Origin of the sequence: Streptomyces tailanensis (assembly GCF_008386495.1) — a bacterium.
Lineage (GTDB): Bacteria > Actinomycetota > Actinomycetes > Streptomycetales > Streptomycetaceae > Streptomyces > Streptomyces tailanensis.
Genome location: NZ_VTHJ01000032.1, coordinates 42,109 through 54,344, shown reverse-complemented (window position 1 = coordinate 54,344; position 12,236 = coordinate 42,109). Strand labels below are relative to the sequence as shown.

Below are 12,236 nucleotides of genomic sequence, written 5' to 3'. Positions count from 1 at the left end.
GTCCCCTCGGCGGTTCCCATCTGACCGCCACTGACGTACCGCGGCGTCGCGGCCATGGCCGACGGGCAGCCTCGTACGGCGGGGCCGACGCCCGACATACGCACATCGATAGTGCTGTAGAAGTCTCTCCTGGAGCGTGATCGCTCCACCGGTCCCGCCGCCCGACCCCCGGGTGGCGGGACGTCGCGCTGCGCGAAGGAGCAGGTACAGCAGGATGACCGACCCGCACGACCGTACGACCACGGACCGGCGCCCCCTCCGCCGGGTGCTCGCGGAATGGGCCCGCGCCGTCACGGAGGCCCGCTCGTTCGGCGTCACCGTGTTCGCCCTGATCCTCGCCAACGCGGCGCTGCTGGGCGTCGAGACCTACAGCGCGCTGGTGACGGGCTGGGGCGCGTGGTTACGTTTCGCCGAGCACGTCTGCCTGGCCGCCTTCACGGTCGAGATACTCCTGCGTGCCTGTGCGCACGCCGACCGCCCCCGCGACTTCTTCCGCGACCCGTGGAACCTGTTCGACATGGCCGTCGTGGTCTCCGCGTTCCTGCCCGTCGTCCGCGAGAACGGCACCGTCCTGAGGTTGCTGCGCCTGGCCCGCGTCCTGCGCACCGCCCGCTTCCTGCCCCAACTCCGCGTCTTCATGGTCGCTGTGGGCCGAAGCCTGCCTGGCACCTTCAGCTTCCTGCTCGTCGGCGCGCTGCTCCTGTACGTCTACGCCATGGTCGGCTGGGTCTTCTTCGCCGACCACGACCCCGAACACTTCGGTTCCCTCGGCCGCGCCGTCCTCACCCTCTTTCTCCTGATGACCCTCGACGGCCTCGGCGACGCCGTCCACGCGGGCCTGGAGATCTCCCGCTGGAGCATCGTCTACTACGCCTCCTACGTCCTGCTCGCCTCCTTCGTCCTCGTCAACGTCCTCATCGGCGTCGTCATCAGCTCCCTCGACGAAGCCCGTGAAATGGAACGCGAACAGGACGAGCACACCGGGGCACCGAGCGCCCCCGAACAGGAGCTGCGCGAGCGCATCGCCGTCGCCCGGCGAGCCCTGGACGAACTGGAGGAAAGCCTGGTCCGTCTCCCCACACCCCGCCGCCCGCACACAGAGGAAGAAAGTGCTCCGTCCACTGCGGGGCACACCTGAGACGAAGGGGCATGAACGACGCCTGACGACGAGGGGCTGTCATGGAGATCTCCGGCATCATCAGCGCCATCCTGATCGGCATTGTCATCGGCGTCCTGGGCCGACTCGTCGTCCCGGGCCGCCAGCGCATCGGCGTGCTCTGGACGATCCTCGTCGGCGTCGCCGCCGCGCTCGTGGGAACCGGCATCGCTGCCGCGGTCGGTGTAGCCGAGACCAAGGGCGTCGACTGGATGGAACTGGCCATCGGTCTGGCCGCCCTGGGCGTTGCCCGCACTGGACCGCTTCAAGGCCCGCCGTTGACCCCGCGCCTGGCTTGCCTGCGGACGGGGTGAATACGCTGCCGCCATAGGGGCGGTGGTAAAGAGCAATCTGGCGGGACGGGCACAGCTGCGTGGGGCGGCGCTGGATCTGTTCGCCGAGCACACAGCATCCGGGTCGAGGCGGAGCCTCTGCGCGTTGGAACGGGAATCCGCTGCGTGCGAGTTCGAGACCCGTTTTCGGGCTGGGCGAGATACTCCGCATGCCTCTTGGTGCCAGCCCACATGGCCTCATTGAGGCCGAGTTGAGGCCGCAAGGACAGGAACAGACTGACAAGGGCTGAGGAGCACCGACATCGCCCACCCCATCTGACCTGATGAAACGTCATGGATGAGCGTTGATCGACAAGGGCCGCCAAGATCCTCAAAGGACTCATAATCCGTCGGCCGTGGGTTCGAGTCCCACCCGCCCCACCAGGCAGGTCTCTGACCTGCGGAAACGTCTCAGCGGGCGTGCGGATTCAGGGTTTTGGCCCAAGGGGTCGAATCCGCTGCGCGTGAGTTCAACGCCGTTGCCGTCGACGTTAGTTCGAATGGCTCTGACCTGCACAGACCTGTTGGCTCACCGCCGGGGCGAGCCGCCGCGGGTGGCCTGTACGAGCCTTTAGAAGCTGAATTCGGGACGCTGGCAGGACGCAGGTAATCGGAAGCGGCTGCCTGGGGACCACCACCTAGCTCGTCGACGGCCGCCGGTCACAACGCCGTCCGCACCCGGGGCCCGGTGCGCTCGCGGATGTCCGAGGGGGACACTCCAGGGGCCGCTTCGACCAGGGACAGGCCATCCGAAGTGACGTCGAGGACGGCGAGGTCGGTGATGATCCGGTGGACGCACGCCCGCCCGGTCAGCGGGAGTGTGCATTCGTCGACGATCTTCGGTGTGCCGTCCCTGGCGGTGTGTTCCATGAGGACGATGACCTTGCGGGCGCCGTGCACCAGGTCCATGGCACCGCCCATGCCCTTGATCATCTTTCCGGGTACGGTCCAGTTGGCAAGGTCACCGGTTGCGGAAACCTGCATGCCGCCCAGTACGGCGACGTCGATGCGGCCGCCGCGGATCATCCCGAAGGAGAGCGCCGAGTCGAAGAACGCGGCGCCCGGCAGCACGGTGACGGTCTCCTTGCCCGCGTTGATCAGGTCGGGGACGACCTCGTCGTCGTACGGGTAAGGGCCAGTGCCCAGGATGCCGTTCTCGGAGTGCAGCACCACGCGGACGCCGGGCGGGAGGTGGTTGGGGATGAGGGTGGGCAGGCCGATGCCCAGGTTGACGTAGGAGTTGTCGGGGAGTTCGCGGGCGGCGCGGGCTGCCATCTGGTCGCGGGTCCAGGCCATCAGTGCCGCTCCTCACGCGTGCGGACGGTGCGCTTCTCGATGCCCTTGTCGTCGTCAGGGACGGGGCCCACGACCCGGTCGACGTAGATGCCGGGCAGATGGACGGCGTCGGGGTCGATGGCGCCGGGTTCGACGAGTTCCTCGACCTCGGCGATCGTGATACGGCCCGCCATGGCCGCCAGAGGGTTGAAGTTGGCGGCGCTGCGGTGGAAGACGAGGTTGCCGTGCCGGTCGCCGCGGGCGGCCCGCACGAGGGCGAAATCGGTGGTGATGGCCTCCTCCAGGACGTACGTCCGCCCGCGGAAGGTTCGCGTCTCCTTGGGCGGGGAGGCCACGGCCACGCTGCCGTCGCGGCCGTAACGCCAGGGCAGTCCCCCCTCGGCGACCTGTGTGCCGACCCCGGCCGGGGTGTAGAAGGCGGGGATACCGGTGCCGCCGGCGCGCAGGCGTTCGGCGAGGGTGCCCTGCGGGGTGAGCTCCACCTCCAGCTCACCGGCGAGGTATTGGCGGGCGAACTCCTTGTTCTCCCCGACGTAGCAGCCGGTGACCCGGGCGATCCGGCCGGCCGTCAGCAGGACGCCGAGCCCTTGGCCGTCAATGCCGCAGTTGTTGGAGACCACGCGCAGTCCGCCGGTGCCCTGGGTGTGCAGGGCGCCGATGAGGACGGTGGGGATGCCGCACAGCCCGAAGCCGCCCACCGCCAGAGATGCCCCTTCCGGTATGTCGGCGACCGCGTCGGCGGCCGAGGCCATGACCTTGTCCACGTTGTTTCGTGCCTTTCTCCCGATGCCGGACGGGCGGTCCGGCACCGGGGTGTCGTCAAAGCCGGTTGGTGAGCAGGCAGGAGTCGGGGACGGGGCCGAGCCGTGGCCCCGCCCCTGTTTCCCGGACGTACGGCGTCATTGCCTGCGGCGGGCAGGAGGCAGAGGAACCGGAGCGACGCCCTCGACGACGGTGTTGCTGAGGGTTCCGATGCCCTCGACCGCCATGGTGATGTTGTCGCCGGGGATGAGCGGTGGGGGTTCCAGGGCGCCGTTGCGGCCCCAGAGTTCGGCCAGGCAGCCACCGTTGCCGCAGGTACCGGAGCCGAGGACGTCGCCGGGGCGGATCCAGGTGCCGCGGGAGGCGTACGCCGCCATCTCCTCGAACGTCCAGGCCATGTTGGCCAGCCTGTCCCGTCCGATCGTCTCGCCGTTGACCTGGACGGTGAGGGCCAGGTCGAGGAAGCCCTCCGCGTCGCGGTGGGGCTCGAGTTCGTCGGTGGTGACCAGCCAGGGGCCGAGGGTGGTGGCGGTGTCCTTGGCTTTGGCGGGGCCGAGTTTGACCCTCATCTCGCGGCCCTGGAGGTCGCGGGCGGACCAGTCGTTGAGGATCGTGTAGCCGATGATGTGCTCGCGAGCCTGCTCGGGGGTCAGGTCCCGGCCGGCCTTGCCGATGACGGCGGCCACCTCGAGTTCGAAGTCGAAGCGGAGGCAGCCGGGTGGCACGGGTACGTCATCGTGGGCGCCGATCGTCGCGTACGGGTTGGTGAAATAGAAGGCTGGCGCCGCGTACCACTCCTCGGGGACGGTGTCACCGTATCCCCGGGCGACACCCGCGACATGGCTCTCGAAGGTCATGTAGTCGCGGACGGTCGGCGGCTGGAGCGGCGGCAGCAGCCGGACTTCGGCCATGGGCACGGACGGCGAGCCGGCCAGGGCGTTTTCTCCCTCCCTGCGCAGGGACTCCTCGCCCTCCACGATCAGGTCCAGCAGCTCGACGGGGTACTGGAAGGGGTGGACATGGTCATCGGCGACAACTCCCGCCTGCCACTTCCCGTCGTGTACGAAGGTCGCGAACTTCACGCCGCGCTCTCCTCTGCCTCGGTCGGGGCGGGGTGGACCCAGGCGGGGCGGATCGCCAGGCATCCGGCGATGACGGTGCCGGTGTGCCGGGCGGGCGAGTCGGCGGACGGGACGGCGGGGGCGCCGTGAACGGGGCTGGTGACCATGTCTTCTCCGAGATCCGGGGGCCGACGCGGCTCAGAGGCCGGGGCAGGGGCAGGCGAGGCCGGCCATGCGGCCGAACAACTGGGGGCCGTCGAGCGGAGGCAGTGAGGGGTCGAGCTCGCGGTAGACGGTGTGCACGTTGACGGCAAGGCGTTCGCTCTCGTCGAGGTCGGCGAAGCGTCCCAGGCGGATGTCGCGTGTGGCTGCCTCGGCGGGCATTCCCGCGCTGAAGCGGGAGGTGGCCTGCTCGTGGACGTACGACAGATAGTCGCGGACGGTGTGGACGGCCTCCTTCGTGGTGACCGGGCCGTGGCCGGGCACGATGATGTCCACGTCCAGGTCGAGGAGCAGGTCGCAGGCGGTGAGCCAGTTGGCGAACGGGCCGTGCCATATGACGGGTGTGGAACCGGCGAAGACGATGTCGCCGGTGTAGACGGTCCGGGCCCGCGGGACATGGACGATCGTGTCTCCGGCGCTGTGCGCGGGGCCCACGTCGATCAGACGGACCTCCGTCCCGCCGATGTCCAGGACCGTCTCGCCGTCGAAGACCCGGTGCGGAAGCACGGGGTGGATTTCCGAGTAGTCGAAGCGGCCGAAGATCCGGCGGGCGAACCGTCCCGCGACGGTTTCCGCGCTGGTCAACGTGCGCATCTCGGCCGGGCCCACCTGCCGCATGTCGGTCAGCGTTCCGCGGGCCGCGATGATCTCGGCGTGGGCCACGAGCTGGTTGCCGAACCAGTGGTCGCCGTTGCCGTGGGTGTTGACCACGGTCGAGATCGGCGCGGCGTCGGTCACCGGCGCCAGCCCGTCGAGCATGGCCCGGGTGAGGCGCAGGTCGTAGAGGGTGTCGACGAGCAGGGACTCGCCCTGGCCGGTGACCAGCCCGGCGTTGCTCATTCCCCATCCGGCCGTACCCGCTACCCACGCATGACAGCCATGGCCGAGGTCGATCCGGCCGGCTGGGGAAAGTACGGAAGCCACGCTGCCTCCTCCACGTCCCGAAGCGGAAAAGTCGAGACTGAGATCCATTGATGGACTGGAGTCCATTCGTGGGGCGTAATCTAAAGGGGTGACTCGCGGAGGGTCAATACCTGCGTGTGCCTGTGCTGTACTGGGCCCATGACGATCTCTGAGGCGGGAGGCGCACCCGCACAGGACGCCCCACCCCTCGGGCGGCGCGAGCGGAAGCGGCAGCAGGTGCGCGACCAGCTCTACAGCGCCGCGGTGGGGCTGTTCGTCGCCCAGGGCTACGAGGCGACGACCATGGAGCAGATCGCCGAGTCCGCCGACGTCGCCCGAGCCACCGTCTTCAACCACTTCTCGCAGAAGGTCGGCTTCCTGGAGGAGTGGGGCGTCCGCCGCCGGGCCCGGGTCGCGGCCATCCTCGGCCAGGAGCGCGCCGAGGACCTGCCGGTCGGCGACCGGCTGCGCCGCTACCTGAGGGAGATGGCTGACCTCAACGTCGCCTCCCGTGCGGAGACCACTGTCCTGATGGACGCCTCCGCACGCTTCGGCCGCCTGCTGCAGGACCCCTCCTTGGAAACCGAACTCGCGAAGATCGTCGACGAGGGGCGGCAGCGCGGAGAGATCCGGTCGCAGGTCGGCGCCGACCAGGCCGGCGCCCTGCTCGCGTCCTGCTACTTCTCTTCGGTTCTGCGCTGGATCCGCGAGGAGCCGCCGCCGTTCGACCTGTCCAGCCGCATCGATGAGGCGCTCGACATCATCCTGCTGGGCATCCTCACGCACCCCTGACTGGAGCGGAGGAACGGGGGAGCGCCGCCGAGGCGTCATGGCCGCTGTTCCCGCCGGGGGTGCGGTCGCCGGTGTCCCCCCGATGGCGGGCGGCGGCCTCGCCGGGCTCGCCGCCGGCCCTGCGGCGCCACCGTCTCGCCCTGGCGTTCGGCAGACTTGAGAGCAGAGTTGGACTTGAGTCCAAGAATCTTTGTTTGAAGTGTTGACGGTCATGTGGTCGCGGCTTATGTTCAACCCGTCGATCGGGCCGCAAGCCGCAAAAGCCCGCAAAACGACTCTTCTTGCATCGTTTTGGTGTGCGCCGCGTCTCCTCCGGGTGCGTGTGCCTCTTCCCCTATGCCGTTCCCGCTCCGTATCCGGGAGGTTCCCGTGCGCCCTCGTATATGCCCCTTGCCACTCTCGCCGTCGGTCTGGTGCTCACTGTCACAGCGTGCGGAGGGGGTTCGTCCGCGTCCTCGTCCGCTGATGACGGCCCGATAGAGATCGGCATGATCACCTCGCTCACCGGTCAGCTCCAGACCCTCGGTACCGAGGGCCGCAAGGCCGCGGAACTGGCGGTCGAGCAGATCAACAAGGACGGCGGGGTCCTCGGGAGGAAGCTGGAGCTGACGGTCAAGGACGACAAGAGCCTGCCCGACCAGTCCGTACTGGCCTTCAACGGCTTCAAGGACCAGGGCGTGACTGCGGTCCTCGGCTCACCGTCCGCAGGGTCGGCGCTGGCCACGCTGCCCGCCGTGGACCGGGCGGAGATCCCGTACATCTCCCTGAGCCCGGCCGACGAGCAGGTGGAGCCCGTCCACCCCTTCGTCTTCGTGGTACCGGCCCTGGCCTCCGACTACGCCGAGCGGCTGTTGCAGTACTACAAGTCGGAGGGCGTCACCAAGCTGGCCGTGGCCTACGACACCAAGACCGCGTATCCGACCGCCGGCTACAAGGCGATGAAGGCGAAGGCCGGGGAGTACGGCATCAAGGTCGTCGCCACCGAGGAGATCCAGAGCACCGCGTCCGACTTCAGCGCCGTCTTCACGCACGTCAAGGGCACCGACGCCCAGGCGCTCGCGGTGTGGGTGACCGGCCCCGCCTCCGTCGTCCTGACCAAGCAGTACGCCGCCTCGGGACTGGACATCCCGATCGCTTTCACCGGCTCCCAGGCCAGCAAGCTGTGGCTCGACCCGGCCGGCAAGGCCGCCGAGGGCGCCATCGTCGCCAGTTCCATCGGCCTGGTCGGCAACACGCTGCCGGAGGGAGCGCAGAGAAAGGCCATCGAGGCCGTCAACAAGCCGTTTACGGAGAAGTACAACTACCCGCCGCCGCAGTTCGCACAGGACGGATAGACCGGTGTCCAGCTGCTGGCCGCCGCCATCGAGAAGGCGAAGAGCACCGACCACGAGAAGATCCGGCAGGCGATGGAGGAGCTGACGCTTACCACCCCGAACGGCACCTACCGCTACAGCGAGAAGGACCACTCGGGTCTGTCTCCCGACTACATCTCGGTCAACACCGTCACCGACGGCACGTTCGTTCCGACGGTCTGGTCGAAGAGCGAGTTGGAGAAGGTGGCCAAGTGACCGACCCCCTGCTCCGGGTGAGCGGCCTGGCACGGTCGTTCGGCGGGGTGTACGCCGTGGACGGCGTCGACCTGACGGTGGACCGTGGCAGCATCCTCGGCGTCATCGGCCCCAACGGGGCGGGCAAGTCGACCCTGTTCAACCTGGTGAGCGGTCAACTGCCCGCCGAGCGGGGCGAGATCCGACTCGACGGACGACGCATCGACCGGCTGCCACCCCACCACAGGGCCCGCCTCGGGATCGCCATCGTCTTCCAGGGCGCCCGCACCTTCCACGGGATGAGCGTGCTGGAGAACGCGATGGTCGGCGCCCACGCCACCACCGGCGCAGGGTTCGCGGCAGCCGCACTCAGGCTGCCGCGCCACCGCCGGGAGGAACGCCTGATCGCCGAGCGGGCACACGAGGCGGTACGGCGGGTCGGGCTCGAAGACTGGGCGGACCGCCCCGCGGAGCTGCTGCCGCTCGGGCAGCAGCGCGCGCTCCAGGTCGCCCGCGCCCTGTGCGGAGAACCCACCCTGCTGCTCCTCGACGAACCCGCCTCCGGTCTGCGGGCCGCGGAGCGGGACCGGCTCGCCGACCTCATCGAGCAACTGCGCGCGGACGGACTCACCATCATGCTCGTCGAACACGACGTCGCTCTCGTCGGCCGCCTCGCCGACCGTGTCACCGTCCTGGACCTGGGCAAGGTCATCGCCGAGGGCACACCGGACGAGATACGTACCGACCCGCGGGTCGTCACCGCGTATCTGGGCACGAAGGCGGCGGCATGAACGTCTCGCAACCGTCCCCGAGCGATGTCGTCGAGGTACGCGACCTGGTGGTCCGCTACGGCGCGGCGACGGCCCTCGACAGCGTCTCGCTGCGGGTCGAGCCCGGTGAGATGGTCGCCCTCGTCGGGCCCAAGGAGCCGGCAAGTCCACCCTGGTCAACACCCTGACCGGGATCCTGACACCGGCCTCCGGCAGCGTGGAGGTACGGGCCAGGATCGCCCAGGTACCCGAGGGGCGGCAGATGTTCGGCGACCTCACCGTCGACGACAACCTGCGCCTGGGCGCCTGGCAGCTGTCCGGCCGCGGCCGAAGCCGCCGCAAGCAGCGCGACACCTCATGGGTGTACGAGCTCCTTCCCGACCTGGTGCGGGTACGCGCACGGAAGGCGGGCGGGCTGTCGGGAGGCCAGCAGCAGATGGTCGCCGTCGGACGCGCCCTGATGAGCCGGCCGGAGGTCCTCGTGATCGACGAGCTCTCCCTCGGCCTCGCGCCCCTGATCGTCGCGGACCTCGCCGAGCACCTGACCGAGCTCAACCGGGAGCAGGGCACTGCCGTTGTGCTCATCGAGCAGAACGCGCGGCTCGCCCTGGACCTGTGCAGCCGCGCCTACGTCCTGGAAGCGGGACGGATCGCCGCCGAGGGCGACAGCGCCGAACTGGCCGCCAGCCCCGACATCGCCCGGGCCTACCTCGGCGAGGCCCAGGGACTCCCGAGCCCACCGGACGCTCAGGACGACCCGGGTCCGGACGACCCGGGTCCGGACGACCCGGGTCCGGACGACCCGGGTCCGGACGACCCGGGTCCGGACGACCGGGGTTCGGCCGACTCGGGTTCGCACGACCGGGCCACGGCCGACCCCGCACCCACGCCCGGCACTGCCAAGACCGCCCGGGGCAACCAGGACACCACCGTCCAGTCCGCGCGGGCCGCGACACGGGAGGCGAAATGAGCGACTTCCTCGTCTACCTCATCACCGGACTGGGCACCGGCTGCGGCATCGCGCTGATCGGCAGCGGCCTGGTGCTCATCCACCGGGTGACGCGCGTGGTCAACTTCGCCCAGGGCACCTTCGCCGTCGTCGGGGCGCTGACCGCCATCTCGCTCCTCGACACCGGCCTCCCGCACGGGCTCGCCGAACTGCTCGGGGTCGCCGTCGCCGCCGTCGTGGGACTGCTCTTCGGCGTGATCGCCATCGGTCGGCGGGGCACCTCGCCACAGGCCGCGCTCGTGGTCACCCTGGGACTGGGCATCCTGGCGTACGCCGTGGAGGTCATGCTCTGGGGGGACCAGGGCCGGTCCTCCGAGGGACTCTCCGGCGCCGTGACCGTGTTCGGCGCTCGTATCCAGACCCACTACCTGCTCATCATCGGCGTCACCATGGCCGTCTTCGCCGCGATGGCCGCGCTGTTCGGCCGTACCGACGCGGGCAAGGCCCTCTCCGCGTGCTCCTCCAACCCGTACGCGGCCCGCGTCGTCGGGATCTCCGTCACCCGCATGGGGCTGATCGCCTTCGCCATCGGCGGCGCTCTCGGCGGTCTGGCCGGCGTTCTGCTGGCGCCCATGAACTCGGTGGCCTTCGACTCCGACGTGGCGCTGATCATCAACGGTTTCGCGGCGGCGGTCGTCGGGTCCATGCATCACATCGGCCGCACCCTGGCCGGTGCGCTGTTCCTCGGAGTGGCCGAAGCGATGGTCGCGGGCTATGGCAGCGCCACGTACCAGACCGTGGTGGCGCTGGGTCTGGTCCTGGCGCTGATGATCGGGCAGGCGGCCCGCACCCACAGCGTCGTGGCGGAGGCCGGATGACGCGTCATCAGTCCTCTGTGGGACGCCCGCTGCCCTCCGCGTACTCCGGGCGTATGTACGCATGGGGCACCCCGTCCGTGCTCGATCCGTATCCGCCGTACCAGAAAGGCAGCACGATATGAGCGCCGTCACCTCCGGCCGTGAACGGGCCACATCCCAGCCCCCCGGCGGCGCGGGCGGCACGGGGGACACCGAGTCGTCGGACGCCCGAGGGCCCCTCGGCGCCCGTTTCGCCGGCCGGGGAAGGCGGGCCGGCCTCGTCGCGGCCGGCGGGGCGGTGGCCGTGACCCTCGCCCTGCCTCCGATGCTGACCGCCGGCCAGCTCTCGGTGTACATCCTGCTCGCCCTGTCCGCCATGGTCACCGTGGGGCTGAGCCTGCTCATGGGCTACGCGGGCCAGGTCTCCATCGGCCAGGCATCGTTCTACGCCATCGGCGCCTACGCGGCCGGCCTGCTGAGCGTCCACGGCACACCCCCGCTGCTGGCGCTGGCCGCGGCACCACTGGTCGCCGCCCTGTTCGCCGCCGCCATCGGCGGACCGCTGCTGCGGCTGCGGGGGCATCACCTGGCCTTCGCCACCATCGCCCTGCAGCTCATTCTCATCTCCCTGCTCGGCGAGGCGGACTGGGCCGGTGGCTCGGTCGGTCTGCAGGGCATCCCACGACTCTCCGCCGGAGGTACGGAACTCGGCGAGGACATCCACTACGCCTACCTGGCCTGGGCCGCCGTGGCCGTCACGATCCTGGTCGCCCGCAACGTCGTCACCTCACGGGCCGGCCGCGGACTGCGTGCGCTGGCCACCAGCGAGACGGCGGCCAGTGCCAGCGGAGTGCCGGTGGCGCGCTACAAACTCGCCGTGTTCACCCTGGCCGCCGCGTTCGCCGGACTCGCCGGAGGGATCTACGCCTTCTTCATCGGCTACATCAATCCGGGGTCGTTCCCGGTCCTGCTGTCCATCCAGTTCCTGGTGATGGCCGTCGTCGGCGGGCTCGGCACCATCTGGGGCGCGCTCCTGGGCGCCACCGCGATCACCCTGATCGTGCAGTTCCTCAACGACCTGGGCTCCAGGCCGGGCATGCCCGCCAGCGCCCCCAGCATCCTCAACTACGCCGTGTACGCCGCCCTTCTCATCCTCGTCGTGCTGTTCCTGCCGCGCGGCATCGTCCCCGCACTGCGCGACGCGTGGCAGCGCCGCATCGCGGGGCGAGCGTCCTCGTGACACGTCGCCGCTGAGTTCGCGCACGGCCACCGGTTCTCGCTGGCGGCTCCGGATGCGGTGCCTGTTCCCGCAGCCATGGCTGCGGGAACAGGCATGTGTGAGGTCAGGGCGGCGATGCTCCTGTGAGGACAAGGCGGAGCCTCTACGCGTGGGAAGGGAATCCGCTGCGGGCGGGTTCGAGCCCGTTCCCGAACTGGCGCGATCGACTTCGCACCGGCTGAGCCGGTCCCTCCTGCAGGCATTCAGGACGCGTTCGGGACACAAGGACAGGAACAGACTGACAAGGGCTGAGAAGCTCCGACCATGCTCACCCCTTCTGACCAGCGAAAACGTCAAGGATGAGCATTGG

14 protein-coding genes and 1 pseudogene are annotated in these 12,236 nt (G+C 69.7%); 10 read left to right on the top strand and 5 right to left on the bottom strand.

The features are described 5' to 3' along the window. Window positions 1-214: 214 nt before the first annotated feature. Both F3T56_RS24895 and F3T56_RS24890 read left to right on the top strand, forming a co-directional pair. On the top strand, window positions 215-1,138 hold the full coding sequence (locus tag F3T56_RS24895; protein ID WP_149827600.1) for an ion transporter: 924 nt from the start codon (window positions 215-217) through the stop codon (window positions 1,136-1,138). Window positions 1,139-1,179: 41 nt separating this feature from the next. Next, window positions 1,180-1,438, top strand: a pseudogene (locus F3T56_RS24890) (GlsB/YeaQ/YmgE family stress response membrane protein). A 710-nt stretch (window positions 1,439-2,148) separates the two neighbouring features. Here the strand turns inward: F3T56_RS24890 and F3T56_RS24885 are convergent. From F3T56_RS24885 to F3T56_RS24870, 5 genes are all read right to left on the bottom strand, one after another. Next, window positions 2,149-2,784, bottom strand: a complete 636-nt coding sequence (locus F3T56_RS24885) for a CoA transferase subunit B (protein WP_149827599.1) — start codon at window positions 2,782-2,784, stop codon at window positions 2,149-2,151. Beyond that, window positions 2,784-3,548 (bottom strand): CoA transferase subunit A, encoded by a 765-nt coding sequence (locus F3T56_RS24880; protein ID WP_172639121.1) that lies wholly within the window; start codon window positions 3,546-3,548, stop codon window positions 2,784-2,786. Before F3T56_RS24880 ends, F3T56_RS24885 begins: the two co-directional genes overlap by 1 nt. A 135-nt stretch (window positions 3,549-3,683) precedes the next feature. Continuing rightward, on the bottom strand, window positions 3,684-4,628 hold the full coding sequence (locus tag F3T56_RS24875; protein WP_172639120.1) for a fumarylacetoacetate hydrolase family protein: 945 nt from the start codon (window positions 4,626-4,628) through the stop codon (window positions 3,684-3,686). After that, window positions 4,625-4,774, bottom strand: coding sequence for a hypothetical protein (locus F3T56_RS46355; protein ID WP_172639119.1), 150 nt, complete (start codon window positions 4,772-4,774; stop codon window positions 4,625-4,627). Before F3T56_RS46355 ends, F3T56_RS24875 begins: the two co-directional genes overlap by 4 nt. Before the next feature lie 31 nt (window positions 4,775-4,805). Then, window positions 4,806-5,669 carry an MBL fold metallo-hydrolase gene (locus tag F3T56_RS24870; RefSeq protein WP_246203813.1) on the bottom strand — a complete coding sequence of 288 codons (864 nt, stop codon included), beginning with the start codon at window positions 5,667-5,669 and terminating at the stop codon, window positions 4,806-4,808. Between the two features lie 222 nt (window positions 5,670-5,891). Between F3T56_RS24870 and F3T56_RS24865 the strand changes: the two genes are divergently transcribed. The 8 genes from F3T56_RS24865 (at window position 5,892) to F3T56_RS24840 (ending at window position 11,887) form a co-directional block, all read left to right on the top strand. Beyond that, window positions 5,892-6,524, top strand: a complete 633-nt coding sequence (locus F3T56_RS24865) for a TetR/AcrR family transcriptional regulator (RefSeq protein WP_149827597.1) — start codon at window positions 5,892-5,894, stop codon at window positions 6,522-6,524. A gap of 383 nt (window positions 6,525-6,907) precedes the next feature. Next, window positions 6,908-7,858, top strand: coding sequence for an ABC transporter substrate-binding protein (locus F3T56_RS24860; RefSeq protein ID WP_281291895.1), 951 nt, complete (start codon window positions 6,908-6,910; stop codon window positions 7,856-7,858). 72 nt (window positions 7,859-7,930) lie between these two features. Continuing rightward, a complete protein-coding gene (locus F3T56_RS47070; protein WP_342786982.1) occupies window positions 7,931-8,092 on the top strand; it encodes a hypothetical protein in 162 nt (53 codons plus the stop codon). After that, window positions 8,089-8,862, top strand: coding sequence for an ABC transporter ATP-binding protein (locus F3T56_RS24855; protein WP_206187878.1), 774 nt, complete (start codon window positions 8,089-8,091; stop codon window positions 8,860-8,862). The genes F3T56_RS47070 and F3T56_RS24855 overlap by 4 nt, the downstream gene beginning before the upstream one ends. Then, window positions 8,859-9,029, top strand: a complete 171-nt coding sequence (locus F3T56_RS47065) for a P-loop NTPase family protein (RefSeq protein ID WP_216373001.1) — start codon at window positions 8,859-8,861, stop codon at window positions 9,027-9,029. Before F3T56_RS24855 ends, F3T56_RS47065 begins: the two co-directional genes overlap by 4 nt. Then, a complete protein-coding gene (locus F3T56_RS24850; protein WP_216373004.1) occupies window positions 9,014-9,811 on the top strand; it encodes an ABC transporter ATP-binding protein in 798 nt (265 codons plus the stop codon). The genes F3T56_RS47065 and F3T56_RS24850 overlap by 16 nt, the downstream gene beginning before the upstream one ends. Further along, on the top strand, window positions 9,808-10,668 hold the full coding sequence (locus F3T56_RS24845) for a branched-chain amino acid ABC transporter permease (RefSeq protein ID WP_149827596.1): 861 nt from the start codon (window positions 9,808-9,810) through the stop codon (window positions 10,666-10,668). Before F3T56_RS24850 ends, F3T56_RS24845 begins: the two co-directional genes overlap by 4 nt. A gap of 118 nt (window positions 10,669-10,786) precedes the next feature. Beyond that, window positions 10,787-11,887, top strand: coding sequence for a branched-chain amino acid ABC transporter permease (locus F3T56_RS24840; RefSeq protein WP_216373000.1), 1,101 nt, complete (start codon window positions 10,787-10,789; stop codon window positions 11,885-11,887). Window positions 11,888-12,236: the final 349 nt, after the last annotated feature.